The sequence below is a fragment of the Imperialibacter sp. EC-SDR9 genome (assembly GCF_902498805.1).
Taxonomy (GTDB): domain Bacteria; phylum Bacteroidota; class Bacteroidia; order Cytophagales; family Cyclobacteriaceae; genus Imperialibacter.
Window position 1 is genome coordinate 51070 of sequence record NZ_LR701573.1, and the last position, 26496, is coordinate 77565.

Annotated in this window: 28 protein-coding genes; 10 read left to right on the forward strand and 18 right to left on the reverse strand. The window is 45.0% G+C overall.

Annotated elements, in window-relative coordinates; genetic code table 11:
• Nucleotides 1-5: 5 nt before the first annotated feature.
• Nucleotides 6-1220: an NAD(P)-dependent oxidoreductase gene (locus GC130_RS00280; protein WP_151996247.1), complete on the reverse strand. Its 1215-nt coding sequence runs from the start codon at nucleotides 1218-1220 to the stop codon at nucleotides 6-8.
• 59 nt (nucleotides 1221-1279) lie between these two features.
• Between GC130_RS00280 and GC130_RS00285 the strand changes: the two genes are divergently transcribed.
• Entirely contained in the window at nucleotides 1280-1840 is a 561-nt protein-coding gene (locus GC130_RS00285; RefSeq protein ID WP_151996248.1) for an isoprenylcysteine carboxylmethyltransferase family protein, read from the forward strand.
• 2 nt (nucleotides 1841-1842) lie between these two features.
• Here the strand turns inward: GC130_RS00285 and GC130_RS00290 are convergent, their stop codons facing one another.
• The 8 genes from GC130_RS00290 to GC130_RS00325 are packed head-to-tail and all read right to left on the reverse strand — an operon-like array spanning nucleotide 1843 to nucleotide 9185.
• Nucleotides 1843-2613 carry a TIGR00266 family protein gene (locus GC130_RS00290; RefSeq protein WP_151996466.1) on the reverse strand — a complete coding sequence of 257 codons (771 nt, stop codon included), beginning with the start codon at nucleotides 2611-2613 and terminating at the stop codon, nucleotides 1843-1845.
• A gap of 8 nt (nucleotides 2614-2621) precedes the next feature.
• The gene (locus GC130_RS00295) at nucleotides 2622-2834 is read right to left on the reverse strand and encodes a hypothetical protein (protein WP_151996249.1); all 213 of its coding nucleotides are present in this window, start codon (nucleotides 2832-2834) and stop codon (nucleotides 2622-2624) included.
• Nucleotides 2831-4381, reverse strand: coding sequence for a glutamate--tRNA ligase (gene gltX, locus GC130_RS00300; RefSeq protein ID WP_151996250.1), 1551 nt, complete (start codon nucleotides 4379-4381; stop codon nucleotides 2831-2833). Before gltX ends, GC130_RS00295 begins: the two co-directional genes overlap by 4 nt.
• A complete protein-coding gene (locus tag GC130_RS00305) occupies nucleotides 4378-4839 on the reverse strand; it encodes a hypothetical protein (protein WP_151996251.1) in 462 nt (153 codons plus the stop codon). The genes gltX and GC130_RS00305 overlap by 4 nt, the downstream gene beginning before the upstream one ends.
• Complete coding sequence (locus GC130_RS00310) at nucleotides 4836-5219, reverse strand: RidA family protein (RefSeq protein WP_151996252.1); 384 nt, start codon at nucleotides 5217-5219, stop codon at nucleotides 4836-4838. Before GC130_RS00310 ends, GC130_RS00305 begins: the two co-directional genes overlap by 4 nt.
• Before the next feature lie 2 nt (nucleotides 5220-5221).
• Nucleotides 5222-7072: a glutamine--fructose-6-phosphate transaminase (isomerizing) gene (gene glmS / locus GC130_RS00315; RefSeq protein WP_151996253.1), complete on the reverse strand. Its 1851-nt coding sequence runs from the start codon at nucleotides 7070-7072 to the stop codon at nucleotides 5222-5224.
• 3 nt (nucleotides 7073-7075) lie between these two features.
• A complete protein-coding gene (locus GC130_RS00320; protein ID WP_151996254.1) occupies nucleotides 7076-8389 on the reverse strand; it encodes a DUF4270 family protein in 1314 nt (437 codons plus the stop codon).
• Nucleotides 8373-9185 carry a glycogen/starch synthase gene (locus GC130_RS00325; protein WP_151996255.1) on the reverse strand — a complete coding sequence of 271 codons (813 nt, stop codon included), beginning with the start codon at nucleotides 9183-9185 and terminating at the stop codon, nucleotides 8373-8375. The genes GC130_RS00320 and GC130_RS00325 overlap by 17 nt, the downstream gene beginning before the upstream one ends.
• A gap of 128 nt (nucleotides 9186-9313) precedes the next feature.
• Between GC130_RS00325 and panC the strand changes: the two genes are divergently transcribed.
• The 7 genes from panC to GC130_RS00360 all read left to right on the forward strand — a co-directional run bounded on the left by panC (nucleotide 9314) and on the right by GC130_RS00360 (nucleotide 14964).
• Nucleotides 9314-10171 carry a pantoate--beta-alanine ligase gene (panC, locus tag GC130_RS00330; RefSeq protein WP_201568622.1) on the forward strand — a complete coding sequence of 286 codons (858 nt, stop codon included), beginning with the start codon at nucleotides 9314-9316 and terminating at the stop codon, nucleotides 10169-10171.
• 4 nt (nucleotides 10172-10175) lie between these two features.
• Nucleotides 10176-10526, forward strand: a complete 351-nt coding sequence (panD, locus tag GC130_RS00335; protein ID WP_151996256.1) for an aspartate 1-decarboxylase — start codon at nucleotides 10176-10178, stop codon at nucleotides 10524-10526.
• Entirely contained in the window at nucleotides 10523-11548 is a 1026-nt protein-coding gene (locus tag GC130_RS00340) for a lysylphosphatidylglycerol synthase transmembrane domain-containing protein (RefSeq protein WP_151996257.1), read from the forward strand. The genes panD and GC130_RS00340 overlap by 4 nt, the downstream gene beginning before the upstream one ends.
• Entirely contained in the window at nucleotides 11505-11996 is a 492-nt protein-coding gene (gene rfaE2, locus GC130_RS00345) for a D-glycero-beta-D-manno-heptose 1-phosphate adenylyltransferase (RefSeq protein ID WP_151996258.1), read from the forward strand. The genes GC130_RS00340 and rfaE2 overlap by 44 nt, the downstream gene beginning before the upstream one ends.
• Complete coding sequence (locus tag GC130_RS00350) at nucleotides 11996-12685, forward strand: zinc metallopeptidase (RefSeq protein WP_151996468.1); 690 nt, start codon at nucleotides 11996-11998, stop codon at nucleotides 12683-12685. Before rfaE2 ends, GC130_RS00350 begins: the two co-directional genes overlap by 1 nt.
• 94 nt (nucleotides 12686-12779) lie before the next feature.
• A complete protein-coding gene (locus GC130_RS00355; protein WP_151996469.1) occupies nucleotides 12780-13922 on the forward strand; it encodes an acyl-CoA dehydrogenase in 1143 nt (380 codons plus the stop codon).
• Between the two features lie 121 nt (nucleotides 13923-14043).
• On the forward strand, nucleotides 14044-14964 hold the full coding sequence (locus GC130_RS00360) for an AraC family transcriptional regulator (RefSeq protein ID WP_151996259.1): 921 nt from the start codon (nucleotides 14044-14046) through the stop codon (nucleotides 14962-14964).
• Here GC130_RS00360 and GC130_RS00365 read toward each other — a convergent pair.
• From GC130_RS00365 to GC130_RS00380, 5 genes are all read right to left on the reverse strand, one after another.
• Nucleotides 14950-15717 (reverse strand): geranylgeranylglyceryl/heptaprenylglyceryl phosphate synthase, encoded by a 768-nt coding sequence (locus tag GC130_RS00365; RefSeq protein WP_151996260.1) that lies wholly within the window; start codon nucleotides 15715-15717, stop codon nucleotides 14950-14952. The two genes, GC130_RS00360 and GC130_RS00365, sit on opposite strands and share 15 nt — an antisense overlap.
• A gap of 114 nt (nucleotides 15718-15831) precedes the next feature.
• The gene (locus GC130_RS00370) at nucleotides 15832-16068 is read right to left on the reverse strand and encodes a hypothetical protein (RefSeq protein ID WP_151996261.1); all 237 of its coding nucleotides are present in this window, start codon (nucleotides 16066-16068) and stop codon (nucleotides 15832-15834) included.
• Entirely contained in the window at nucleotides 16061-16441 is a 381-nt protein-coding gene (locus tag GC130_RS00375; RefSeq protein ID WP_151996262.1) for a phage holin family protein, read from the reverse strand. The genes GC130_RS00370 and GC130_RS00375 overlap by 8 nt, the downstream gene beginning before the upstream one ends.
• Nucleotides 16442-16492: 51 nt before the next feature.
• Entirely contained in the window at nucleotides 16493-16666 is a 174-nt protein-coding gene (locus tag GC130_RS28795) for a hypothetical protein (protein WP_226940347.1), read from the reverse strand.
• Nucleotides 16667-16752: 86 nt separating this feature from the next.
• Nucleotides 16753-17691, reverse strand: coding sequence for a Na/Pi symporter (locus tag GC130_RS00380; protein WP_226940348.1), 939 nt, complete (start codon nucleotides 17689-17691; stop codon nucleotides 16753-16755).
• A 398-nt stretch (nucleotides 17692-18089) separates the two neighbouring features.
• Between GC130_RS00380 and GC130_RS00385 the strand changes: the two genes are divergently transcribed.
• A complete protein-coding gene (locus GC130_RS00385) occupies nucleotides 18090-19250 on the forward strand; it encodes a porin (RefSeq protein WP_151996263.1) in 1161 nt (386 codons plus the stop codon).
• Nucleotides 19251-19393: 143 nt separating this feature from the next.
• Nucleotides 19394-20524, forward strand: a complete 1131-nt coding sequence (locus tag GC130_RS00390) for a hypothetical protein (protein WP_151996264.1) — start codon at nucleotides 19394-19396, stop codon at nucleotides 20522-20524.
• A 2-nt stretch (nucleotides 20525-20526) separates the two neighbouring features.
• Here the strand turns inward: GC130_RS00390 and GC130_RS00395 are convergent, their stop codons facing one another.
• The 4 genes from GC130_RS00395 to dapF all read right to left on the reverse strand — a co-directional run bounded on the left by GC130_RS00395 (nucleotide 20527) and on the right by dapF (nucleotide 26448).
• Nucleotides 20527-21717, reverse strand: a complete 1191-nt coding sequence (locus GC130_RS00395) for a M20 family metallopeptidase (RefSeq protein ID WP_151996265.1) — start codon at nucleotides 21715-21717, stop codon at nucleotides 20527-20529.
• The gene (locus GC130_RS00400; RefSeq protein WP_151996266.1) at nucleotides 21718-22227 is read right to left on the reverse strand and encodes an SPOR domain-containing protein; all 510 of its coding nucleotides are present in this window, start codon (nucleotides 22225-22227) and stop codon (nucleotides 21718-21720) included. It abuts the gene before it with no gap.
• Nucleotides 22228-22233: 6 nt separating this feature from the next.
• A complete protein-coding gene (gene secA / locus GC130_RS00405; RefSeq protein WP_151996267.1) occupies nucleotides 22234-25602 on the reverse strand; it encodes a preprotein translocase subunit SecA in 3369 nt (1122 codons plus the stop codon).
• 78 nt (nucleotides 25603-25680) lie between these two features.
• Nucleotides 25681-26448: a diaminopimelate epimerase gene (gene dapF / locus GC130_RS00410; protein WP_151996268.1), complete on the reverse strand. Its 768-nt coding sequence runs from the start codon at nucleotides 26446-26448 to the stop codon at nucleotides 25681-25683.
• Between the last annotated feature and the right edge of the window lie 48 nt (nucleotides 26449-26496).

The window sequence follows — 26496 nt, forward strand, 5'->3', positions numbered from 1 at the left end:
ATCGACTAACTTCCTTCAACCCATTCTTTAAGGTATTGGTAGCGGCTTGTTAGTTTTCCGTCATCGGTTATTGTGGCGTCTTGAATTATTCTGAACTCATCATTTGTGAACAGGTGAGGCAGTACATTACTGACCAGCATATTCCCAAAATCATTCGAAGCATCTCTCGGCAACTCGCATGGCAAATTATCGACTGCCATCATCGATATGTTACCCTCCTCGCTGAATGCGGGCATTATCTCGTCTTGAGTAGGGTCATAGTCGTAAACCGGGTCATCTATTGTCGACGGCTTTTTTGTTGACGGGATCGATCCTTCAATGTCGCAGGTAACGTCGGCGATCACATGCAGACAAAAGTCGTTTTTTGTGGCATCCGCCCGTTCAAAGAGTGTGGGTGCCTTTGGCTCCCAGAAGGCTGCTGCAATTAGGATCTCAGCTACTTTGGCATATCTAAGAAAGTCAGAATGAAAGTTTTCAGCATGGGAATAGAATTCACCACGGTTGAATTCTTTGCCTTCATTGTGCGTATTGTAGTCTCTTGAATTCAGCTGAGCAAATACAGGAAAGTCGAAGGACTGTGTTAACAGGGCAGCTGGTGTCACTTTTCTGATGTTCATACCCACCAGTACTTCCATGGCTCCTTTGGCTACCCGGCCACCACCCGTCACTACCATTTTAATTGGGGGCAGTTTTACCTTAGAAAACTCGGTTTTCAAGTCTTCAAGGTCAAAGCATTCATGCGCCCGCCTTAAATGGTAAAGATTATATCTTTTTCCGTATGTCCAAATAGCGTTGTAGGCACCCACTATCCCTGCCCACCGACCAAAGGCGATCACCCGCTGACCGTTTTCGTCAGTAAGGGTTTCGTAGTCCACCATTTTGATTTTCTTTTCCAGCAGCGCTTTTAGCAATGGCTTATTGTATTCCTGCTTTTTGATAGTGTGTGAAAAGAAGAAGTAGGTTTTGCCAGGGATGAGCTGCGCCATAGGCACTTCTTTGACCCCAAATATGATGTCGCACATGTCCATAGAATCAACCATTTTCAGCCCTTTTTCCTCGTAGGCGGCGTCGGGGAAACAGCGGACATCGCTTCTTTGCACAAGGACTTCTACATTCGGGAACTTCGCCTGTATTTCAAGTGCCTGATCGGGAGTAATAGGGACTCTTTTGTCGATGGGAACTTTTCCCTCTTTGATTATGCCTACCTTTGTTTTCATCATTGAATTGGGAGTTGTATTCTTGCCCAATATTACTAAGATGCAAAGACAAGCATAATCATATGGAAGGATTAATTTTGGTAAGCCTGTTCTGGGTGCTTTACTTTTCCCTCCATAGCTTTCTGGCGACAGATTTTGTGAAACGGAGGTTTAGTAGCCAATGGTTTCGGCTTTTTTACAACACTGTGGCCCTGCTGTCACTGCTGGCTATTGTGCTTTACATGGCTACCGTCGACTCGCCATTTGTATTTGGTAAGACACCCGTTACTGACTTTTTCGCTTTTTCTCTGGCCGCATATGGAGTCATTATCATAAGGCTTTCTTTTCGACAATTTTCTCTCCGTGCTTTTCTTGGTTTGAAAAGGGAGGTAGAGGATATCGAGTTTAAGTCGGGAGGTATTCTTGAAAGGGTCAGGCACCCGATTTACTCGGGCACAATATTGCTTTGCCTGGGCTTTCTGCTTTACATTCCTAAAATGATCAATTTGGTAACTGTCGTGTGGATTTTCGCCTACTTGCCGATTGGGATTTGGCTGGAAGAGAAGAAACTTATAAAAAAATATGGCAGAGACTATGAAGAGTACCGTTCCAGAGTCCCTGCCGTGTTTCCAAAGTTATTCTAGACCTATGATTCAAGGATGCTTCCAAGAATAGAGCTACTCTCCTTGCCGCTGTTTTTACCGTAGGGAGCCAATACCTGAATTAGTTTTCTGATTGGCATCGACTGTAGCCAAACTTTTCCGGTGCCTTTTAGAGTGGCCAGAAAAAGGCCTTCTCCACCGAAAAGCATCGACTTTAGTCCTCCTGAGCTCTGCACATCAAAGTCCAGTGTATGTTCGAAGGCCACAACGCAGCCTGTGTCGATCCTTAGCGTTTCGTTATTGAGTTGCTTTTCTATCACCGTACCGCCTGCGTGGACAAATGCCTTCCCGTCTCCCTGGAGCTTTTGAAGAATGAAGCCCTCACCACCGACAAGTCCGGAGCCAATTTTCTTATTGAAAGTGATGGATACTTTGGTGCCAAGTGCCGCACATAGAAACCCATCTTTCTGTACAATTAATTGGTTGCCCTGCTGCGTAGCCAGGTCAATAGGGATGATGGTGCCGGGATAGGGGGCAGAAAAGGCTACTTTCTTTTTGCCAACGCCGTGATTGGTGAAATGCGTCATAAAAACAGACTCGCCCGTTAACGCCCGGGCGCCGGCTGAAAGTAGCTTGCCCAGGAAACCCTGATCGGGCTCGGAACCATCTCCCATTTTGGTTTCGAAGATGATGCCATCTTCCATGTACAGCATCGCCCCAGCTTCGGCTATGACAGTTTCTCGTGGATCAAGCTCTACTTCAACTGTTTGAATGCTTTCACCAAAAATCTTGTAATCAATTTCGTGTGACCGTATCGCCATAGTTACTCTTCGTCTTTGCTTGTTTTCTTTTTTATTTCTTCGATGTCTTCTCTGTCACGCAGCTTCTTGTCATCTACGTTTTTGTTAAGAAACTCGTTAATCTTATCAATCTGAAGGTTGGAGGAGATTTCGCCAAACGTATCTATGCTTATTTCAAAGCCGCTCAGGTCTTTGGCTACTTTCGGTTTCTTTTTTTCGGTTTCTTTCTTGCTCATGCTTGTGTGCTTTGTCCTCCTAATATAACGATAGCCGAGTCAATTCGTTTAGCAGTTTCTTTGGCGCCAAGTATTTCTATGATGGCCATGAGATCGGGTCCGCCGCCTTGTCCGGTAATTGACAGCCTTAGAGGCTGCATATACTTGCCCATTTTCAACTCTTTGGTAGCAAAGAAATTTTCTATCGTGTCATGAGCGGTTGTGGCCGTAACCGAACCTTCAAGTTGGGAAATACGCTTCGATAAGTCTTGAAGAACCGCTGCCACGTCCGGGTTCCACTTCTTTTCAACAACTTGCTGGTCGTAGGTGGTTGGAGCTTCAAAAAAGAACCTGCCCTGTTCCCACAGCTCTTGTGGAAAGGAGACTCTCTCTCTTAGCACTTCACAAATCCTGATTGTGTTTTCTGAGGAAGCCTTTAAACCGGCTTTTTCCAGGTCTTTTTCCAAATAAACAGCCAGCTCCTCTGCTGATTTGCTTTTTATATAATGCTGGTTGAACCAGTTGGCCTTGTCAATATCGAATTTGGCTCCGGCCTTGCTTATGCGCTCAATGGAGAACTCCTGGATAAGTTCTTCTATGCTGAATATTTCCTTTTCGGTGCCAGGGCTCCAGCCCAACAAAGCCAGAAAGTTGATCATCGTCTCTGGCAGGTAGCCTTTTTCCCTAAACCCTTGAGAAAGCTCTCCCGACACCGGGTCTGTCCAATTGAGTGGAAAGATCGGGAAGCCTGCCTTGTCGGCGTCCCTCTTGCTCAGTTTGCCGTTGCCGTCTGGTTTCAACAGCAACGGTAGGTGAGCAAACTTTGGCATGGTGTCCGCCCAGCCAAGGTACCTGTACATCAGCACATGCAGTGGTGCCGACGGCAGCCATTCTTCTCCTCTGATGACATGAGTGATTTTCATGAGGTGATCGTCGACGATATTGGCGAGATGATAAGTGGGCATGCCATCCGACTTCAATAATATTTTATCATCTAGCACAGATGAATGCACAACCACCCAGCCCCTTATCAGGTCATGAAACCTAATGTCCTCTTTGCGAGGCACCATCAAACGGACTACATAGGGATCTCCGTTGGCAAGTTTTGCTTTTACCTCAGCCTCGGGCAGGGTAAGGGAGTTCTGCATAGAGTTGCGTGTCACGGCGTTGTACTGCTGGTTGGCTACCTTGGCAGCCTTCAACTTCTCACGCATAGCTTCAAGCTCTTCCGACGTATCGAAGGCGTAGTAGGCCTTGCCCTGGTCGATCAACTGCTGGGCATACTGCGCATAAATATCTTTCCTTTCAGATTGCTTATAGGGGGCATGGGGGCCGCCGTTCAAAGGGCCTTCGTCAATCTCTATCCCGACCCACTTTAGCGACTCTACAATATAGGCTTCGGCGCCTGGCACAAACCTCGACTGGTCGGTGTCTTCTATGCGCAAAAGCATTGTACCGTTGTTTTTTCTGGCAAAGAGGTAGTTATAAAGAGCGGTTCTTACACCTCCAATGTGAAGGGCTCCGGTGGGACTTGGAGCGAAACGAACCCTAACTTCTGAGTTGTTCATGTTAACTTATCAAGTACTTGGTAAAGTGCTTTTTGTGTTTGTTTCAAATGGACGTCAAAGTTAGCCAATGCTATCAGATAATTGGCAATGCAGCCTGCCAAAGAAAGACAACCGTAGAGGTAATTTTTGGCTGGCCCCAGGAAAATAAGTGTGAGTAGAAAAGTCAACAGGCACCAGAAAACCAGAAAGAAACGGGTGCTGGGGAAAAGGCGATACTTTACCTGAATCAGCGAGCCTGTCGATGTCTGGTCGACGATTCCCTCTAACAATGGAATGAAATTTTGAGGCTTGGCTACGTTCACCGAAACCCGGAATGATTTTTCGTAGACAAGGCCGGTAAATGAAAAGTCTTTTCCTGCGCTTGCTTCTGATTTAGTCTCCGTTTTTAAAAGAGCGATGATGCTGGCGGCCTTGGCCGATGAAACAATCGTCTCTCTTTCAAAAGGTACTAACCTCATGCATCAATGCCGGCAATCAGGGAAATTTCAACCAGGGCGTCTTTGGGCAGCCTGGCCACCTCAACGGTTTCCCGTGCCGGGGGCTCACTCTTGAAGTATCCTCCGTAAATCTCATTGATCACCGGGAAGTCGTTCATGTCTTTGATAAAGATGGAACACTTTAACACCTCTGCAAAGGAAAGGCCTTCTTCCAAAAGGATGGCCTTTAGGTTTTCCATCACCAATTTTGTCTGTGATTTAATATCACCCGACTCAAACTGACCCGTTGCAGGGTTGATAGCCACTTGACCTGATACCAGCACAAGGTTGCCATATCTTACCGCCTGGCTATAAGGCCCGATAGGGGCGGGGGCGTTTTTAGTGTAGACTATTTTCTTCATGCTTATTCAACAGTTACTGACTTGGCAAGGTTTCGTGGTTGGTCAACATTGCACCCTCTCATCACCGCAATGTGGTACGAAAGTAATTGTAGAGGAATAACGGATACCAATGGCATCAGTGCTTCAGAAGTGTGAGGCACTTCAATGACAAAATCTGCTATCTCTTTGATGGTTTCTTCTCCTTCGGTAACAATGGCGATCACTTTTCCCTTGCGTGCTTTCACTTCCTGTATGTTGGAAACAACTTTCTCGTAAGAAGAATCCCGGGTGGCAATAAATACGACCGGCATTTCTTCGTCAATCAACGCAATAGGGCCATGCTTCATTTCTGCTGCCGGGTATCCTTCTGCATGGATATAGGAAATTTCTTTCAATTTAAGTGCCCCCTCAAGTGCCACTGGAAAATTGTAACCCCGGCCTAAATAGATGAAATTTCTGGCGTCTTTGAAAAGCGCCGATATTTCTTTGATTTGATCGTTAACATCCAGCACCTTTTTGATTTTCGCCGGTATGCTTTCAAGCTCCACAAGCAATTCATGGTATTTGCTTTCAGTAATCGTGCCTTTGCGATGAGCGATCCGCAATGCCATCATAATAAGGACAGTCAGCTGGGCTGTAAAGGCTTTGGTACTGGCAACACCAATCTCAGGGCCGGCATGCAAATAGGCTCCTTCATGAGTTATTCTCGAAATGGATGAACCTACCGCATTAACTACTCCAAGAATAATGGCACCTTTAGATTTGGCCAGCTCAAGAGCAGCAAGTGTATCGGCCGTTTCGCCAGACTGCGAAATAGCAATGACAATATCGCCTTCGTTAATGATCGGGTTCCTGTAACGGAACTCAGAAGCATATTCGACCTCTACCGGAATGCGGCAAAAATCTTCAATAATGTACTCTGCTACCAACCCCGCATGCCACGAAGTGCCGCAAGCCACAATCACTATCCTTTGGGCGTTAGTGAGCGCATTGGCATACTCATGAATACCTCCGAGCACCAGTTTGCCTTCGTCGGCCTTTAAACGACCTCTCATACAGTCAGCGATGCTGTTAGGCTGTTCAAATATTTCCTTAAGCATGAAATGCTCATAGCCACCTTTTTCGATGGCTTCAAGATTGAGGTCAAGTTCATGTACCTGAGGGTATTGTTCTACATCCTCAAGACTTTTGATGGTCATCTGATTGCCAGTGATAACCGCCATTTCTTCATCTTTCAAATACACCACCTTCTTGGTGTATTCTACGATCGGCGTCGCATCGGAGGCGAGGAAGAAAGAGCCATCATCCTCTTTAATACCGATAACAAGTGGGCTTCCTTTTCTGGCAGCAATTAAGGTGTCAGGATTATCTTTGGCGATTACTACAATAGCGTATGCACCTACCACTCTGGTCAGGGCAAGCCTTACGCCTTCCTCAAGAGAGCAATCTTCTGACGTAATAATATAGTCAATAAAAGACGCCAGCACTTCTGTGTCGGTTTGGCTCTCAAATGTGTAACCCTTTTTTTGCAGCTCGGTTTTTATTGCAGCGTAATTTTCAATAATGCCGTTATGCACCAGTGAAAGCCTGCCATTGTACGACTTGTGGGGGTGGGCATTGATGTCGCTGGGCTCACCGTGAGTAGCCCAACGTGTATGGCCAATTCCGATGCCGGATTTAGGGCTTTTGCCGTCTATCAGATTTTCAAGTTCTTTGACCTTGCCCTGCTTTTTGTATATTTTGATGTCGGCAACTGAGTTGTCGAATAACGCAACTCCAGCACTGTCGTAACCTCTGTATTCAAGTCTTTTGAGGCCTTTGATGAGAATTGGCAATGCTTGCTCTTTTCCCTTGTAGGCAACAATTCCACACATAGCTTATTGTAATCTTGTATAGTAAATTTTTAACTGGATGCTGTCTTTGGGCACAACAAACCTGCTTAAGCTCGTAACATCATTGGTGCCAGGATAAATGAGCAGATCGTTTGTGTTAATTATGCTATCACGCAAGAGCTGAAAGAAAAAAGTCGGCGTACCGCTGTATGACCTGGAAGCCGAGTCGTACAGTGGAAACAGGGGGCGAGGCGAACTGGGATTGCCGTAGCTGACATCGCTTAGAATAACATGATTGGCAATTCGGTTAGCCAGGCCAATGTTTGCCCCAATTATTTTATTCGTACTATCAGCAAATATATACATAAAGCTATTTGGGGGCATGATTCGATAGTCGACCGAAGTCAATTCATCAATAGCCCCGAGCTTTATCTCAGCACGATTGACGATAATATTGCCCAGAGAATCCACAAACTTTCTGAACGGTCTGAGTGAAAGCTTGGTATAAATACCTGTTCCTCCCTGAAGATACATGTGACCTGATGGAGGAATAAACTCGTCGCTCTGCTCTACCAGGGCTCCCAGCTCGGTGCCTGCTCTGTCTGCGGTAACGCCGTTGTATCGTACCGTGGCGTCAAAGTTCAGCGAATAAACCAATGAATCAGCGCCGTCAGGTACATGATAGTGAACATTTACTTTAGAGTTTTCGGGGTGGAAACCAAAAATGAGTGTATTGTCTGCCCCCGGGATCAGAGCAAAGCCTTTTATCTCATTTTCCAGCTCAGAAACTGTTGTTCCATTTCTAACAATACTAAAGAAGTTGCTGGCCCATGCCGGAGTCGCCTTTATCCTTATTACTGTGTCTTTTGTCGGCGAATAAAAGAATTTTTTGGACGCAGCCGGCGTACGTGACAGGTACTTTGTTGAGTCATCCGAATAGTAGCTAACCCCGGAATACAGTGTGTCCGATAGCTGATAAACATTAATGGTCTGAAACGTGCTACCGTATTCGCCATAAATATAACTCAACTCAAAATCAAACATGATTGAGTCAAGAATGCCCTTGTCGTTGATGGCAACAAGCTCGCCGTTTCTCGTTACCTGCGAAAAGGACTTAGCGGTAATGTCTCCAAAGAATGGATCTTTAAACCTTCCAACGAGCAGCCTTGAGTCGTTGGTTGTATTTATACTGTCAAAAAGAATAACAGAAGATGGAAGAGTAAAAACCTCCTCATAAACACCTACATTATTTTCGTTTGGATTAAGCTCCAACCCTACTTCACTTGGGTTTTCACACCCAAAAAGCATTAGGGCCGCTCCAAAGAGCAACCCTGATGCAGTCCTACCCTGCAAGTTCATTATATAGATTGTAGTGTCTGTCTAAAAAGTTTTCGTCATTTTCGATAACGTTGAATTTCTTTTCTTTGGATAATTCGTTGGTTAAATTATTCAGGCTTTCACTTTCTTCTTCTTCTGCTCTGATGACAGCGTCCGAATATTCAATACCCATCTTAATAAAACCTTCGTAATCTGCAGACTTAAGTGGATTCAACATGCTATCCTCGATGTCAATCATTTTCACCTTTTCAAGCAGGTTGTCCCCAAACTTGAAAGAGAAAGCGTTGTCGTATATTGTCAAGACACACTTAGCCGTCTGAAAGATGGGATCATTCTTGTAAGTTGTTTTTACATACAACGGAATCAGGCTTGTCATCCAGTCGTTGCAGTGGATAATGTCTGGTGCCCAACCCAATTTCTTTACAGTTTCGAGCACACCCTTGCAGAAGAAAATAGCTCTTTCATCATTATCGCTATAAAATTTATCTTCTTTGTCGTGAAACACAGACTTTCTGTGGAAGTAATCTTCATTATCGATGAAGTATACCTGTAATTTAGCGTTCGGGATAGAAGCAACCTTAATAACAAGAGGCTTCTCCTCATCTCCCACGGCAATGTTAATGCCGGACAATCTTACTACTTCATGCAGTCTGTTTTTTCGCTCGTTGATCAACCCAAAACGTGGAACAAGAATCCTGATTTCCATGCCTCTTTCCTGCATAGCTTGCGGCAGTCTTCTCACGAATTCTGCTACTTGAGTTGTTTGAAGAAAGGGATTGATTTCGCTGGCTACGTATAGAATGCGAAGTTTTGCCATAAGAGTATTGATTTATATTTGACGGAACAAAACGAGCCACAAAAGTACAAAAAAATAACGTGCTTTCCATACATATTCCCTTTTATAACTTAGTTTTGCTGCCCTTTAGCTCACTCATAATCAGTGCTGTGGAGATAGTAACGTCCCCTGTAGAATGTCGAAAAAAGATACTTTCTCTGACTGTGGAGGGGAAAAACATAGGGTTTGTTCCTACGATGGGGGCCTTGCACGATGGACACATGGAGCTGGTCAGACAGGCAAAGTTGTCCTGTGATTTTGTTGTGGTTAGCATCTTTGTAAATCGAACACAGTTCAACAACGAAGAGGACTTCAAGAAATACCCAAAGTCATTTGATAGTGATGCAGAGAAGCTGAGGCAGTCGGGATGTGATATCGTTTTTGCGCCGTCAGATGGCGATATGTACCCGGGGACTCCTGAGGTGAAGATAACGTTCCCCGGCCTGCAAAAATCTATGGAGGGGCACTATCGCCCGGGTCATTTTGAGGGTGTTGCCCTTGTCGTTTCGAAGCTGCTGCACGTGGTGCCGGCACAAAAGGCCTTTTTCGGCAGGAAGGATTGGCAACAGGTGCTTATTATTAAGCAGTTGGTCAGAGATTTACACTTCTTCTCAGAAATTATTTCTGTACCGACAGTGAGAGAGCCAGATGGGTTGGCTATGTCTTCAAGAAATCAACGTTTGAGTGAGAAGGAACGATCGTTAGCGGTGATTTTCAGCAAAAGCCTGTATATGGCGAGAGAAAAACTTCTTGCGGGAGAGAGTGTAGAGGGAGCAGTTGCTTCCGTCAGGCAAGCATTTGATCGCCTGCCTGAAGTAAGACTTGAATACTTTGAAATAGCGAACCGTGAAACTTTAGAGCCTGTACAAAGTGTTGAGACGAATGTACCTGTTTCCTTGTTCATTGCAGGGTATGTGGGTGACGTTCGATTGATTGATAATATCTTCCTTCAGGAAGAAACTGAATAAGAAAATGCAGATTGAAATTCTTAAGTCAAAAATTCACAGAGTTCGAATTACTCAGGCGGAGCTTCACTATGTGGGCAGCATCACAATTGATGAAGACCTGATGAAGGCTGCCAACCTTATTGAGAATGAAAAGGTGCAGATCGTGAATGTTAATAATGGTGAACGCCTTGAAACCTATGTGATTAAGGGAGATGCCGGAAGTGGGGAGATTTGCCTCAATGGGCCGGCAGCCCGGAAGGCGCAGGTAGGCGACGTCGTAATAATCATTTCCTACTGTCACCTGGATTTTGAAGAGGCTAAAGCTTTTAAGCCGACACTCATTTTCCCTGACGACAATAACAAACTAATCAGTTGAGAAAAACTATCACCAGTGTTGTCCGATACGTTTTAACCCTCGCCCTTGCCTTTGCTCTCCTTTGGTGGCTTTTTAAGGACATCGACCTGGATGACTTCATGTCACAGCTTAACAAGGTAGAATACGGCTGGGTGTACCTGTCTATTGGCATATCTTTTTTTGGTTATTGGGTAAGGGCCTACAGATGGAACCTGCTGTTCAAGTCTCTTGATGTATCGGTTAGTACTTTCAGGCTATTTTTAGCAGTCATGGTAGGTTATTTGGCCAACATGGCGTTTCCCAGGATGGGGGAGGTTAGCCGATGTGCTATCCTCAGAAGGACAGACAACATCCCCATGTCTACCTCCATAGGCACTGTGGTTACAGAGAGAGGGGTTGATCTAATCTCCCTCTTATCGGTGCTGGCCGGCGCTATGCTAGTCGAGTTTGGTAAAATATCGTCGTTGCTTGGCGATATGTTCAGCAGACTATGGGCAGGGCTTTCGGCCACGCAACTAATCATTACGGTGGTGATTATCGCTACAGTGGTTGTTCTTATCTATTTTATGATCAAAAGGTTTCAAAAAATGCCGGCCTTCGCAAAGCTCAAGGAATTCCTTGTCAACCTGGGCCATGGCATCGGCAGCATAACTAAACTTAAGTCTCCTGCTCTTTTTATTCTGAGCACTGTGGCTATGTGGGCGACTTACTTTTTTATGTCGTACGTTATCGTATTCTCTATGGAAGAGACAGCATGGCTTGACTTAAAGGCAGGTCTGGTGCTATTGGCGATGGGTGGAATTGGCATGGCCATGCCAGTTCAGGGAGGAATTGGCACATATCATGCCTTTGTGGCAGGAATTTTACTGTGGTATGGCATCGGAGAGCAAACAGGCGTATTTTTTGCTACACTGCTTCATACGTCACAGGTCGTAACCATCCTGGTGTTGGGAGGCGTATCGATTCTTGTGGCAGTGCTTTTACCAGTAAAGAACCAAATTGAAAACAGCGTCGAAAATCAAGGATCGGAAGGCGGCCAGTAGCCAGGTATCTAGTTGGCATGCCGAAGGGCTTTCAGTGGTGTTTACCAATGGATGTTTCGATATCCTGCACCTTGGTCATGTCGACTATCTTGAAAGGGCGAGGCAACTTGGCGACAAGCTGGTAGTGGCGCTGAACACGGATGCGTCGGTTCAGCGACTGAAAGGGCCGGAAAGGCCTATCGTGAATGAGGCATCCAGGGCCAGGGTAATGGCCGCTCTCGGTTTCGTCGATTTGGTGGTCTTTTTTGATGAGGAAACGCCGAAAGAGCTGATCGAAGCCCTTCAACCAGATATTTTAGTGAAAGGCGGTGACTACACTGTTGAAACTATTGTAGGTGCCGATTTTGTTTTGAAGCACGGTGGAAAAGTTATTCCACTCCCATTGATAGATGGGTATTCTACTACTACATTTGTGAATAAAATTAAGCTAAACGATAAAAACTTATGATGCTTCTTCTGATTGGTGTTGTATTTATGATTATCAGCTGGTCGGTGAGTAACAAGCTGAAAAATAAATTTAAAAAGTACTCTCAGGTTGGGTTAGCTTCTAACCTTAGTGGCCGTGAAATTGCCGAAAAAATGCTGGCAGATCATGGCATATATGACGTGAAAGTGGTGTCGGTAGAAGGCCAGTTGACGGATCATTACAATCCGGCCAATAAAACGGTCAATCTGAGCCCTGAAGTATACCATGGCAGATCCGCCGCCGCCGCTGCAGTGGCTGCACACGAATGCGGCCACGCTGTGCAACATGCTACTGCATATAGCTTCCTTGAGTTCAGATCAGCGATGGTGCCAGTGCAGAACGTTACAGCCAGGGTAATGAATATTATATTCATGGCCATGTTGTTTGGTTCATTCTTCCTGCAGGGATTTATGCAAACAGGACTTCTGATCATTATAGGTTGTTACTTTGTATTCACCTTGTTTGCTTTCGTTACCCTCCCGGTTGAGTTCGATGCGAGTAGCAGGGCGCTGGCCTGGATTGACCGCAAAGGTATTGTGACGTCAAAAGAGCACGAAATGGCAAAAGATGCATTGAAATGGGCCGCAATGACTTATGTGGTGGCTGCATTGTCGGCGCTGGTTACGCTGTTTTACTTTATTCTGTCCTACCTGGGCATGAGCAGAGATTAACAAAATAATTTAAAGAAATGATGGGGACTTGGGCATGGCTCAAGTCCTTTTTTGTTTATTTTTAGCTCATACAATAACCCGCACATAACTGATGATGAAATTTGATTTGACTGAAGAGCAGCTGGCAGTAAGAGATGCCGCAAGAGATTTTGCGCAGAATGAATTGCTTCCCGGAGTAATTGAAAGAGATGAGCATCAAAAATTTCCGGCTGAGCAAGTCAAGATGATGGGTGAGCTTGGTTTTATGGGGATGATGGTGGATCCGAAATATGGCGGGAGTGGTATGGACACCGTGTCCTACGTGCTGGCCATGGAGGAGATATCGAAAATTGATGCTTCAGCCTCCGTTTGCATGTCGGTGAACAATTCACTGGTGTGCTGGGGCCTCGAAAAATATGGCAATGAAGAACAAAAGCAGAAATACCTTACCAGGTTAGCCAAAGGTGAAATAATTGGGGCGTTTTGCCTTTCAGAGCCGGAAGCTGGGTCGGACGCCACCTCGCAACGAACCACGGCTGAGGACAAGGGTGACTACTACCTGCTCAACGGAACAAAGAACTGGATCACGAATGGCAACAGTGCGTCCGTCTATATCGTAATGGCACAAACCGATGCTTCCAAGGCCCACAAAGGAATCAACGCCTTGATAGTGGAGAAGGGGATGGAGGGCTTTGTTGTTGGGAAAAAGGAAAATAAGCTTGGCATCAGAGGGTCTGATACTCATTCGCTGATGTTTCAGGATGTGAAGGTGCCAAAAGCAAACAGGATCGGCGACGATGGATTTGGCTTTTCGTTTGCCATGAGCACGCTTAACGGCGGTAGAATTGGCATAGCTTCCCAGGCGCTCGGAATTGCCTCCGGGGCGATGGAGTTGTCAATTGCCTATGCGAAAGAACGAAAGGCTTTTGGGAAAAGCATCGCTGAACACCAGGCCATTCAGTTCAAACTTGCTGACATGGCTACTGATATTGAAGCTGCCAGGTTGCTTTGTCTTAGGGCAGCGCAATTAAAGGATCAGAAGGCCGATTTTAGTCAGGCCAGTGCGATGGCCAAACTTTTTGCATCCGATGTAGCGATGAAGACGACGGTGGAAGCAGTGCAGATTCATGGCGGATATGGTTACGTGAAAGAGTACCATGTTGAGCGGCTTATGAGGGATGCAAAAATCACGCAGATTTACGAAGGGACGTCAGAAATTCAGAAAATTGTAATTTCCAGAGGGTTGCTCAAAAATTGAGTTCCTTTTTAATTCATATTTGAGCTAGGTATTTTGTTATTAAATCATATTTGTATTAGTTTTATACAAATTCATTGTTAATTTTTTCTATTGCCACCCGCTCTCGCAAATTGTATGATTCATGGAAGAGTATAATAAAATTATTGAATCTCTTAGTATCAGATTTATTAAGGCACGCCACACCAATGTAATTCAATCTGTTACGGTAGAGAATTTTTACGACGTTGAAAACACCATTTTTTTGGTTCACAAGGGGGTTTTGAAGTTTGGTAAGGACAAAGAAGAGGTGCATGCCGGCGAGGTGCTTTTTGTACCCGGCGGCAAAATGGCGTCTATTACTTATGGCTCAGGAAAGGCCATCAGCTTGTCTAATGACGACTTTTTGAACAACAAAGAGAAGTACCTGGAGAGCGTGAAGGGCTATAGTCAGGAGGAAGAAACCAGAGATAATTTTAGCTACATCACTTTCGAAGCAAAGGTATTCGACACTGTCAACTTTTTTGCATCGCTTGACATACCGCCGTTTGTAATGAAAGACGGAATGATGGGCTCATTGATTCAGGACATCGTTGTTGAACACTTTTCCGGAAAGCTTGGTAGAGATAGAATTGTGAAGCTTGAAACGGATAGATTGGTTGTGCAGGCCATCAGGTATATCATTCAGCACAACCTGTATGTGGAGCAGCTGGCTACTAATAGCAATTACTTCAAAGACCCTCGCCTGATTGATATCTTTGCCTATATCAAGGATAATCTTGGTGACGACCTTTCCAATAAGATTTTGGCCAATGTTGCCAATGTTTCAGAAGATTATGTGGGGCAGTACTTCAAAATGCTGACCGGTATTAACCCGCAGGACTACATTGAGTACCAGCGAATGGAAAAGGCAGTTAACCTTTTGCGAACCTCAAAGAAAAGCATCAGGGAAATAGGTAAAGATGTGGGATATAAAGACACTGCTTACTTTTGCCGTCGTTTCAAAATGATGTTTGGTATCCCGGCAGGTAAAATGCGAAGAAGAGAGTCTTTAATTAATGTTTAAAGGCTTTTGATTGAGGTGATGAATTCTCTCTGATACTTCAATCAATAGATTTGGGTTTTCCTCCACACTGTTTCCCAGAATAAGCATGTCGGCTCCGGCCTGAAGAGCCTGTATAGCCAAATGAACCGAGCTGATTCCCCCACCCACAATTAGCGGAACATTGATATTTTTCTTAACGGCAGTAATTACTTTGGGAGGAATAGGTGCCTCTGCCCCGCTGCCAGCGTCCATATAAATTGTTCGTAAACCTAGCATTTCGCCGGCCATTGCTGTGGAAACAGCGATGCTTACCTTGTCGGTTGGAATGGGTGTGGTGTTGCTGATGTAGCTCGCAGCAGTAGCATGACCGCTGTTCACCAGCATATACCCGACTGGTATTACTTCGAGGTGCGTCCTTTTTAAAATGGGTGCAGCTATTACATGCTGGCCTATCAAATACTCTGGGTTTCTCCCTGAGATCAAAGAAAGAAAAAGAATGGCGTCGGCATTGGAGTCTATTTGATAGTAGTTGCCTGGAAAAATAATCACCGGAATACTGGAATTTGCTTTTATAAGCTGGATGATCTGGCTAAAATTATTCTTGGTCATAAGGCTGCCACCCACAAGAATATAGTCAACCTTATTTTCAACACACATGTTGATGACCCTAAGGCAAGCGCTGTTGTCCGACACCTTGTCAGGGTCAATCAATATGCCCAGTGAGCGTTTGCCTTCGTTACTCTTCTGTGTCAGTTGACTCAGTAGGTGGTTCATTCGTCAGTATTCTTTTTTGAATATAATTTAAGCCAAATTGAAGTAAAACCCCCCAAAGAGCCGCCATGCTTTTGTTGAGTGTCAATTTAAAAAATGATTTTGGCGGTTTTTCAACTAGTTGTATTGGCTGGTCAGGACTTTTTTTTTAAGATCCTCTTTCCTGGAAGACGATGTGATAAGTCTGGCTATCTGGTATCCAGCGAAAAGGACGCCGCCAATAATCAGTCCGGTTTTCAGAGCCCGGGAGACATTTTGCTCAACAGAGTCGGTTCCGGATTGGAGTTTCTTTTTTGCCTTTCGCTCCATTTCCTGAAGTTGTTCCTTCCGCCTGGTAATATCCGCTTTACTCATCTTCTTCAATTGGTTTTTCTGTAAGGGCCTCCCTCTCTTTCACTGCTTTGGTAATCTGATTTTCAACAGCATCTTTCAGCTTGCCGGATTGGAGCAGATACACGAAAAAAAGCAATGCAAGAAGATAGAAGCACGTAACTGCGCCATACCCAAGGTAGGCGCTGTTCCAAAGATAGTTTAAAAAAGTACTCAGCGTAATGCTTCCAAAAAACAGGAAGAACATAAAAACCGTGAGAATCAGAAACAGTGCTATCAGCTGAGCGAGAATTCCAGAGAGCTCTTCGATCATGTTTAGTTTGACGAGCTCAATTTTTATCCGCACATACTCAGTGACGGAATCTATCAATTCATCTATTTTCCAAAACTTTGACAAAAATACCTCCTTTGGACTAAGCGTTCAAGGTATGAAACTTTGATCAAACGGTTAAGGTTCCTCGACAGGCTTTTTATCAATTAGCTCGACAGGAGGAGAAGTTGTGTGTGTAAATGACCTATGAGCCAGAATGAGGCTGTAGGGGATGATAAAGAATGTGAGTAGTATATAGGCAAAACCCACGATGCGGTACCTCAGCGTAAATTTACCAAGGAGTTCAGCCATTTTAACAGGAATCCTTCGAATAACAGGGAAGGGCAGGAATATTAGGACACCGATTAAATTGAACAACAGGTGGGCAATTGCCACGGCTATGGCTTCTTCCGACTTGAACAGTGCTGCAATAATGGCAGTAATCGTTGTTCCAACATTGGCTCCAGGATGAAGTTGAAGGCTTTTTGTACGGAGATTTTGCGGGTAGCTGCCAAAGGAACAATAAGGGAAGTAGTGATGGAACTCGACTGAATGCCAGCCGTGAGGAGGGTTCCCCATCCAAAGGCCTTGAAAGGATTGTTAAAAACAATATTTTCAAAATTCACCTTGGACTGACCGATCAGTCTTTTGTAGATGATATTCGACAGCAGCTTGATGCAGCCTATCAGTACCAGAAATGAAACAATGAGAAGAACTATGGGGTGTGATATCCAAAGACTTACCCAGTGGCTGATGGGATCAAACAATAATGTGTTGATATTAAATATCGGTCCGCTTTTCGAAAATAAATCTCCACCACTAAGTGAGGAGGCTATTTCACGAGAGAGGCGGGAAAGCAGGTGGTATTTTAGCTCTAGTGGAAAAAGAATGATGGTAGTGAGGATGTTGAAAATGTCGTGCACTGCCCCAGCCGCAATGGCTTTTCTGAACTCATTTCTCTTGGTGATATAACCAAGCGATACAATTGATGACGTGATAGTGGTGCCAATATTGGCACCCATAATAATGGGGACGGCATCCTCAAATGAGATTGAGCCAACAGCAACGGCCGCCACAATCATAGTGGTGCTTGACGAACTGCTTTGTATAAGCGCTGTAATCAGAAGGCCAATAAACAAGCCAACGAATGGGTCGGAAGTGGCAGACAGGATGGATTGGGCAGCAGTTTCAGTGAGCTGGTTGAAGGCTTGCCCCATCATATTGATGGAAAGGAGAAAGATGAAAACAGTGATGAGGACGTACCCGATATTACGGTACAGGTTTTTCGCAGAAGTCTGCTTTCCCTCGTCTATGTTTAAAACTTTCTTGACGGTCATCCAATTGAAGAGTTGTTGCCAGAAGAAGCAAGCCGCAAAGTTATCAAAAACTAATTGTTCAATCCGTTAGCGATATGAAACTATTGTTAATTCACCTTGTGCTCAAACGCTTGAACTGGGGAAGCAAGCTGATTTGCCTATTGTGAAGGCCAGTTGCACGTTATTAAAGGCAGTGAATGCCCGGTTTGAGATCATAAATTTGAGGGAAAATGTGCCTTTTTTTGGCCATTAACCATACTTACCATATAATCTGGTTAGCCAAAACAGTAACCTTGCTTGTGTTAAGATAATATTAATGATGTTTCTAAATTGTTAAGTAAATGAGGGTTTGTTAATATATAGTTATCAATTTCTTAACATTGTAGCTCTTCCCTACGAGAGCAACCGACCTAAGATTCATGCAGAGAGTGATCAACATTGTAATAGCCTTCTTTTTAACCCTATCGTTCATTTTACCAGGTATTGTCAAAGCACAGGACATTACCGAAAGCAAATTCGGAAGCGGAATCTCAGTATTTGCCAGAGACTCTTCATTTTCGATGAAGTTTAGCACCAGGTTTCAGACTTTGTATGAGGGAGTATACGACATGGAGCTCGACAAATACAAAGACAACCTATTGATAAGGAGAGCAAGGTTGAAGTTTGACGGGTTTGTGCATAACCCAAAAATACAATACAAGATTGAGTTGGGCTTGAGTGGTAGCGACATTGGCAATCAGGACATTGTTTCTGAATCGAATTATGCGCCACTGCAAATCCTTGATGCCGTGATAAAATACAACTTCCATGGAAACTGGAGCCTGTGGGTCGGTCAAACGAAACTTCCCGGAAACGTGGAACGGGTAATTTCATCTCAATCGTTACAGTTTGTTGACCGAAGTTTTCTTAACTCCAGATACAATCTTGACAGAGACCGGGGAGTTCAGGTTCGCTATGATGGAAAGACATTTGGTTTAATAACTGCGGTTTCCATAGGGGAGGGCAGGAATATTTCCGAGGAGAATCAAGGTGGATACGACTATACGGCCAGACTTGAGTGGCTTCCCCTCGGGCGATTCAGGAGCAATGGCGACTATGTTGGAGCCGACCTCAAAAGAGAATCGACTCCAAAGCTGATGGTTGGAATTGTCTACGACTATAACGACAACACTAATAGGGAAAGAGGCCAGTTGGGTAGAGTATTAAGTGAAAACAGGATTCTGCAGGCTGTGTTTGTGGATATGCATTTTAAGTACAGAGGATGGTCGGTGATGTCGGAGTATGTTAATAAGCAAGCACCGAACGGGCCCGTAGTTTCAGACGGAACTTATTATACTGGCACTGGCCTTAATATTCAAGCAGGATACTTACTCAAAAATAATTTCGAGTTGGCCCTTAGGTTTACGGAAGTGCTGCCAGCCGTCGAAACATTGCGAGCAGGTATTCATCAATATACTTTTGGCGTCTCAAAATATATCGTTGGTCATTCTCTTAAAATACAGTCGGACTTGACAAGGATAGAAATTGAAGGAGGGGACGGCTCAATGATGTATCGTGCGCAGGTTGAGGTATCTTTTTAGCCAGGGAGCTTTCACCGTCAATGGCTCATAAGGCTAAGTAATATGCAAAGACTACAAAATAAAAGCCTTAACACTTTCTTAACAGTGGTAACAAAAACTATATTTAGCTTTGCCGGAACTTTCAAATTAAGCGTACACCTGCGATGTCTTCCAAACCGTCTGATAGTATCACTACACAAAAGCTAGGCAAAGGGGCTTTTAAATTGTTTAGCGTGTCAAAAAAGGAGAGAAACTATCTTTATTTTTTGCTTGCCATCACGTTTGTCTGCGGCATGGTGTATCCCTATCAGGAGGTGGCTATGTGGGTTGCGTTTGCTTTGGCTGGCTATTCTGCCATTGCCAATGATAGTATTCAAACCATTGGCACTTTTATTTCTTCAAACTCCCATAGGAAGTGGTATCACTTGTGGCTTTTCATGGGACTGATTTTCCTTGTTACAGTTACTTATAGCTGGATCACTTATGGTGGAGATGTATCGTATCAGCGGTTGAATACAAAAGGCCTTGAGGTAGCACCTACATCCTTTAGCTTTCTTCAGGTTGCCGCTCCGGTAATCCTGCTGGTCCTTACAAGGCTTCGAATGCCGGTATCAACTTCAATCCTACTGTTGAGTGCCTTCTCTACCAAAGCTAGCTCCATCGGAGGTATTTTATCAAAAAGTCTTGTGGGCTATGCACTGGCTTTCGTCATCGCCATCATTGTTTGGACCCTAACCGCACAGCTATTTGATAAATATGCTAAGAAAAAACCGGCACACTGGTGGGCGCCGATGCAATGGCTTACCAGCGGGGCATTGTGGTCGGTTTGGATCATGCAGGATGCTGCAAACATAGCGGTTGTATTGCCAAGGGCGTTAAACACTGTGGAGTTTGTTGCATTTGCGTCATTTATATTTCTTGGCCTAGGTGTGCTGTTCTACCTCAAAGGGGACAAGATACAGTCGATTGTGGAAGAGAAGGCAGACATTACTGATGTGAGGGCCGCCACAATAGTCGACCTGGTTTATGCATGCCTCCTCTACTACCTGAAGGTAGTTAATACGATTCCGATAAGTACCACTTGGGTCTTTATAGGGCTTTTGGGAGGCCGTGAGTTGGCGATCAACTACATGAAGAAAAACAAGTCCAGCCGCAGAAAGGGAATAAGAAAGAGCATGAAGCTGATAGGCAAGGATGCTCTGTATGCCGGTATTGGATTGGTCATTTCCATTTTTCTCGCCTTGTCGATCAACGACGACATGAGGAAAGAGTTTTTTGACCTGATAGGCTGGTAACTTTAAACAGTCAGCTCTTTCAAAGCCAGCCAGGTCATAAGCCCCACGCCAAGCTCTAAAGCACTTTCATCAATATCGAACGTGGGGGTATGAACTCCCGAGGTGATGCCCTTAGCGTCATTTCTGGTGCCTAGTCGATAGAAGCATGAATCTATGTGATGAGAGTAGAAGGCAAAATCTTCGGCAGCCATCCAAATATCAAGGTCTACAACTTTGTCTTTCCCCAGAAATTCTTCAGCCCATGATTTAGAGCGATTGGTTAGTTGCTCATCATTGGCAAGAAAGGGGTACCCCTTCATGATGTTAAAGTCGCAGGTCGCACCCATTGACTCTGCTATTCCTTCAGCCATCTTTTTCATCTTCGCATGGGCTTCCATTCTCCACTCTTCGTTGAGGGTTCTAAATGTGCCCTTTAGCTTGACCTCAGATGGAATAACATTTGTTGCTCCCTTCCCTTCAATATCGCCAAACGAAAGCACGGAAGGTATCTTTGGGCTGGCCATTCTACTAACCACCTGCTGCAATGCTGTAATAATGTAAGCAGTCACTACGATAGGATCTACCAAAGTTTCAGGCATGGCTGCATGACCGCCTTGTCCTGTCACTGTCACATATATTTCGTCAGCGCTGGCCATGTACATGCCAGGCCGAAAGCCTACCGTGCCCGCAGGTAACAGCGGCATCACATGTTGGCCGAAAAGACTGTTTGGGGAAGGATTAGTCAGAACTCCCTCTTTGATCATTAGGCTGGCACCGCCCGGTAGTTTTTCTTCTCCAGGTTGAAAAATAAGCTTAACAGTTCCCTCAAATTCATTCTTCAGCGCACAGAGGATTTTGGCAACACCGAGAAGTGAGGAGGTATGAACATCGTGGCCGCAGGCATGCATAACACCCTCGTTTGTTGATTTATAAGGTGCAGTGTTCTTTTCCAAAATGGGCAAAGCGTCGATGTCTGCCCTCAGTGCTACAATTTTTCTATCTGGATTTTTCCCCTTTATAATAGCCACCGTACCAGTAGTGGCCATTTCGTCCAACTGGTCAATGGGAAGCTTTCCAAGAAATTCTCTGATGTAGCTTGCTGTGTTGTACTCCTCAAAGGACAGCTCAGGGTTAGCGTGCAGATGTCTTCGTACGCCGATAATTTCCTCCGAAAACTGATTGCTAAGCGTTTTGATTCTGTCTTTCAAATTCATCTATTCTACGGGTATTTTTTCCGGAAGTAGGAGAGCGTTGGGGAATACCTCCCGAACCTGTGCATACACCTGATTAGCCTCCAGCCTGGAATAAAACTTCCCGAGTTTTACCTTAAAGTTGGGTTGAACGTAAACAACCTGGGAGGGAATGTCCAGTCCGATAGAACGAAGCTGTGCTCGTGCATTATTTGCCTGGTCTCTGTTAGGCCCGGAGTATACCTGAACTGTAAAGCCGTCAACTACTCTCTTCTGGAGGTTTTTTTCGGCTATAAACATGACGACGCTGTCGAGTTCTTGAGTGATGTCGTATTGTGTGTCTAGTGGTTCAATAGAGGTCGTCGATTTGCTTGTTTCTGTAGGTTTAAGGAGGTTTTCATCATTGATTATAACCGGGTGTAAAATAGACAAGTCTTCAGAATAAGAGTCAGTGGCGCCAGAAGAGGGAACCACCTTTTTTGAACACCCATACAGGATAAAAACACCAAGTGCTAAAGAAACGACTCTATTCATAGCTGGTTAGTCTTCAATATTGATTACAACACATTTGTTGTTGTTCACATCTTGCTCCACAGTTTTGTATTTCACGCCTTCTTTTAAAGTGCCGTCAGTGTACTGCACAGTCACCCGATCGTTTCTTCCGGCCACTTTCTGCGACTTCATTGGCTCTGGGCGGGTAACTGCTGGCCTTGAACCAACAGGTTGCCCCTCTTTTCCTTCCAGCAAAGAACGTGACTCTTCCTTACTCTCTTTGTAATCACTTTTCGTGCGGGTTTGGCGAGCTTCTCTTACCTGGTTCGGATCCTGGCTTGGTATATCGGCTTTGATAAGGAAAGACATTGTTTCCTCATTTACCTTGGCAAGGAATACTTTGAACAACTCGAACGCCTCAAATTTGTAGATCAAAAGCGGGTCTTTTTGCTCGTATACAGCATTTTGAACAGACTGCTTCAAGTCATCCATCTCACGAAGGTGCTCCTTCCAGGTTTGGTCGATAAGCGCCAGGGTGATCATTTTCTCCATGGCCGCCACCATCTCCTTACCCTCTGTGTCCACCGCTTTCTTTAGATTAACCACAATGCCGAGTTGCTTTTTCCCGTCTGTAAATGGTACAAGAATATCGACTACAGTGGCTCCTTTATTGTCAAGAGTGTGCTTAAGAACTGGCAATGCCTTTTCCCGGATCGCAGCCTTTCTGGTGGTGTAGTGTGCCAACACTTCGTCGTAAAGTCTTGCAGCAAGTGCGTCGCTTTTGATACCGGCAAATTCTTCCTGGCTGATACGCATATCGAGGCCAAAGGTGCTGAGCACATTCAGTCTAAAGCCATCATAGTCTTGAGAAGCAGTAGCCGATATAGCCAAGTCCTCAGATGTGTCGTACATCATGTTGAGGATGTCGAGCTGTAGTCTTTCACCAAACAAGGCATTCTTTCTTCGGGTGTAGATTACCTCTCGTTGAGAGTTCATGACATCGTCATATTCCAGGAGGCGCTTACGCATGGCGAAGTTGTTCTCTTCTACCTTCTTTTGAGCTCTTTCAATCGACTTGGTAATCATCGAATGCTGGATTACTTCACCTTCTTCCAATCCCATTCTGTCCATCCACTTAGCAATTCTGTCTGAGCCGAACAACCGCATCAGGTTGTCTTCAAGCGACACAAAGAACTGCGAAGACCCTGGGTCACCTTGCCGGCCTGATCGGCCTCTCAACTGCCTGTCGACCCTTCTCGATTCATGCCTTTCAGTTCCTACAATGGCCAAGCCTCCAGCTTTTTTCGACTCTTCGGTCAGTTTTATATCCGTACCACGCCCCGCCATGTTGGTGGCAATTGTTACGGTAGAAGGGTGGCCCGCTTCGGCCACAATTTCCGCCTCTCGCTGGTGTTGCTTGGCGTTTAGTACGTTGTGCTTAATTTTACGGATATTGAGCATGCGGCTTAGTACTTCCGAAATTTCTACAGAAGTAGTACCCACCAGCACTGGTCTACCGGCTTCAGTAAGCGCAACAATTTCATCAATAACAGCATTGAACTTCTCACGCATGGTCTTGTAGACCTTGTCTTCCATGTCTTTCCTAACGATCGGTCTGTTTGTTGGAATGACAACCACATCAAGTTTGTAAATCTCCCAAAGTTCACCAGCTTCGGTTTCGGCCGTACCAGTCATACCGGCCAGCTTGTGGTACATTCTGAAGTAGTTCTGCAGGGTGATGGTTGCATAAGTCTGCGTTGCATCTTCCACGGTCACGCTTTCTTTCGCTTCAATTGCCTGGTGAAGACCGTCTGAATAGCGGCGCCCTTCCATCATACGGCCGGTTTGCTCGTCGACAATCTTCACTTTGCCGTCAATCACTACATACTCGGTGTCTTTTTCAAAAAGCGTATAGGCTTTTAGCAGCTGATTAACGGTGTGGATACGCTGCGCTTTGATTTGGTAGTCTTTGATGACCGACTCTTTCTTTTTCAGGATATCGATTTCGGCAAGAGAGGTGTCACCCTCAAGCTTTGCAATTTCCATCCCAATATCAGGCATAATGAAGAAATTGGGATCTTCGCCATCACCTGTAATCATATCGACACCCTTCTCAGTCAGCTCGATAGAGTTATTTTTTTCCTCAATGGTAAAAAGCAAAGGCTCATCCGCCTCCGGCATCATCCGTTGATTGTCAGCCAGGTAGATATTCTCCGTTTTTTGAAGAACATTTCTTATGCCTGTTTCACTGAGGTATTTGATCAAAGGCTTGTATTTGGGAAGCCCCCTGTGAGCTCTGAACAGCGACAAGCCGCCATCTGTCTCATTGCCCTCAGAAATTTGTTTTTTGGCGTCATTCAGAAACTGTGCACATAGCTTGCGTTGAGATTCAACCAGCTTAAATATTCTGGGCTTCAGTTCGTAAAACTCATGCTCGTCTCCTTTAGGGATAGGCCCGGAAATGATAAGAGGTGTTCTGGCTTCATCCACAAGGACGGAGTCAACCTCATCCACCATAGCGTAATGATGTTCCCGCTGCACCAGTTCCTCTGGGCTTCTGGCCATGTTGTCCCTCAGGTAGTCAAAGCCAAATTCGTTGTTGGTGCCATAGGTAATGTCGGCGAGATAAGCGTTTCTTCTTTCCTGGGAGTTGGGTTGGTGCCTGTCAACACAGTCAACCGTTAGCCCATGAAACTGGAACAAGGGAGCGTTCCACTCTGAGTCACGCTTGGCCAGGTAGTCGTTTACTGTGACAATATGCACACCCTTGCCAGCAAGGGCGTTCAGGTAGGCAGGCAAAGTAGCTACAAGGGTCTTTCCCTCACCTGTCGTCATTTCGGCAATCTTACCTGAGTGCAGTACAACACCGCCAATTAGCTGCACATCGTAGTGAACCATGTTCCACTCCACTTCGGTGCCTGCTGCCAGCCATTTATTGGACCATTCGGCGGTCTCTCCAGTGATTTTTATGTGGGGCTTCGTGGCTGCCATCTGTTTATCAAGGAGCGTTGCTTTAACCACCAGCTTCTTGTTTTCAGCAAGTCGCCTGGAAGTTTCCTTCACTACGGCAAAAGCTTCTGGCAACAGTTTAAGCAGCGAATCTTCAATTTTCTTGTTCTTATCTTTTTCGAGTTGATCTATTCTTTTGAATACGTCATCTTTCTGGTCGATATCCAAATCTGGTTCGTCGATTATCCTCTGATGCAAATCGTCAATTTCCTTCTGGATAGTGGCGTTGCCCTCTTTGATGAACGCTTTGAACTGACTGGTTTTGTCTCTCAGCTCATCGTCAGAAATACTCTTTAGTTTCTCAAATTCTTTTTTGATTTGCTCAACAAGCGGAAGGACTTCCTTGATATCTCGCTCTGATTTTGTTCCAAAAAGTTTGGCTACCCCTTTGGTGAATATATTCAACATTTCGTCGTTTTTTAAAACCTTAAAATTAACCGCTTTTTCCTAATTCGATACTAATTGCCAAGGTGTTTCTTGACAGATTTACACATCAATGAGGCCTGAGTAAACGGGTGTGGCCGGGCCCTTCAGGAAAATATCACTAAAGCCACCCTCCTTAACCGAAAAACTGACCTCGAGGGTTCCACCCAGGGTGTGAACTATTACCGGGCTTTTATACCCTTTGAGTGATGCGGCGAGCGAACAAGCTGTGACTCCAGTGCCGCACGATAGCGTTTCATCTTCCACCCCTCTTTCATAAGTTCTCACAAAAATAGCATTGCTATCCTCCAACTCTACGAAGTTTACATTAGTGCCTTTGGGGGCATAGACCTCGCTATAGCGAATAGCTTTTCCTTTTGGCACAACCGGAAAGTTCTTGACATCATCCACGAAGGCAATATGGTGGGGAGATCCGGTGTTGATGAAGGCGCCGTCGGCAAGTTCGTCAATGCTGTCAACGTCATAAAGCTGCACAGAAACAATGTTTCCATTGATGGTTGCTTTGTGGGGGCCATCTGTAGACAGAAAAGTAGTTCTGCTGGTGGTCATGCCAAGAGACTTCGCAAAGTGCACTGCGCACCTGCTACCATTCCCGCACATGCTCTGTGTGCCGTCGGAATTGTAGTAGACCATTTCAAAGTCGTAGTCGGGATGATTGCGTATGAGAATGAGTCCGTCTGCGCCGATGCCAAACCTGCGATGGCACAGGGTTTCTATAACGGTCAGGTCATCAGGAAATTGGAGTTCCCTGTCATCGATGAGAATGAAGTCGTTACCTGTGCCCTGATATTTGTGAAAACGAATTTCCATAGCATAAAACTAATAGCAAGTAAACGAAAAAAGCCAACCCGAGAGTTG

Bases quoted from the DNA above. Each gene is read 5' to 3' on its own strand.
- GC130_RS00280 (WP_151996247.1), bottom strand. From the start codon at position 1,220: ATGATGAAAACAAAGGTAGGCATAATCAAAGAGGGAAAAGTTCCCATC.
- GC130_RS00285 (WP_151996248.1), top strand. From the start codon at position 1,280: ATGGAAGGATTAATTTTGGTAAGCCTGTTCTGGGTGCTTTACTTTTCC.
- GC130_RS00295 (WP_151996249.1), bottom strand. From the start codon at position 2,834: ATGAGCAAGAAAGAAACCGAAAAAAAGAAACCGAAAGTAGCCAAAGAC.
- gltX (WP_151996250.1), bottom strand. From the start codon at position 4,381: ATGAACAACTCAGAAGTTAGGGTTCGTTTCGCTCCAAGTCCCACCGGA.
- GC130_RS00305 (WP_151996251.1), bottom strand. From the start codon at position 4,839: ATGAGGTTAGTACCTTTTGAAAGAGAGACGATTGTTTCATCGGCCAAG.
- GC130_RS00310 (WP_151996252.1), bottom strand. From the start codon at position 5,219: ATGAAGAAAATAGTCTACACTAAAAACGCCCCCGCCCCTATCGGGCCT.
- glmS (WP_151996253.1), bottom strand. From the start codon at position 7,072: ATGTGTGGAATTGTTGCCTACAAGGGAAAAGAGCAAGCATTGCCAATT.
- GC130_RS00320 (WP_151996254.1), bottom strand. From the start codon at position 8,389: ATGAACTTGCAGGGTAGGACTGCATCAGGGTTGCTCTTTGGAGCGGCC.
- GC130_RS00325 (WP_151996255.1), bottom strand. From the start codon at position 9,185: ATGGCAAAACTTCGCATTCTATACGTAGCCAGCGAAATCAATCCCTTT.
- panD (WP_151996256.1), top strand. From the start codon at position 10,176: ATGCAGATTGAAATTCTTAAGTCAAAAATTCACAGAGTTCGAATTACT.
- GC130_RS00350 (WP_151996468.1), top strand. From the start codon at position 11,996: ATGCTTCTTCTGATTGGTGTTGTATTTATGATTATCAGCTGGTCGGTG.
- GC130_RS00355 (WP_151996469.1), top strand. From the start codon at position 12,780: ATGAAATTTGATTTGACTGAAGAGCAGCTGGCAGTAAGAGATGCCGCA.
- GC130_RS00360 (WP_151996259.1), top strand. From the start codon at position 14,044: ATGGAAGAGTATAATAAAATTATTGAATCTCTTAGTATCAGATTTATT.
- GC130_RS00365 (WP_151996260.1), bottom strand. From the start codon at position 15,717: ATGAACCACCTACTGAGTCAACTGACACAGAAGAGTAACGAAGGCAAA.
- GC130_RS00370 (WP_151996261.1), bottom strand. From the start codon at position 16,068: ATGAGTAAAGCGGATATTACCAGGCGGAAGGAACAACTTCAGGAAATG.
- GC130_RS28795 (WP_226940347.1), bottom strand. From the start codon at position 16,666: ATGGCTGAACTCCTTGGTAAATTTACGCTGAGGTACCGCATCGTGGGT.
- GC130_RS00380 (WP_226940348.1), bottom strand. From the start codon at position 17,691: ATGACCGTCAAGAAAGTTTTAAACATAGACGAGGGAAAGCAGACTTCT.
- GC130_RS00385 (WP_151996263.1), top strand. From the start codon at position 18,090: ATGCAGAGAGTGATCAACATTGTAATAGCCTTCTTTTTAACCCTATCG.
- GC130_RS00390 (WP_151996264.1), top strand. From the start codon at position 19,394: ATGTCTTCCAAACCGTCTGATAGTATCACTACACAAAAGCTAGGCAAA.
- GC130_RS00395 (WP_151996265.1), bottom strand. From the start codon at position 21,717: ATGAATTTGAAAGACAGAATCAAAACGCTTAGCAATCAGTTTTCGGAG.
- GC130_RS00400 (WP_151996266.1), bottom strand. From the start codon at position 22,227: ATGAATAGAGTCGTTTCTTTAGCACTTGGTGTTTTTATCCTGTATGGG.
- secA (WP_151996267.1), bottom strand. From the start codon at position 25,602: ATGTTGAATATATTCACCAAAGGGGTAGCCAAACTTTTTGGAACAAAA.
- dapF (WP_151996268.1), bottom strand. From the start codon at position 26,448: ATGGAAATTCGTTTTCACAAATATCAGGGCACAGGTAACGACTTCATT.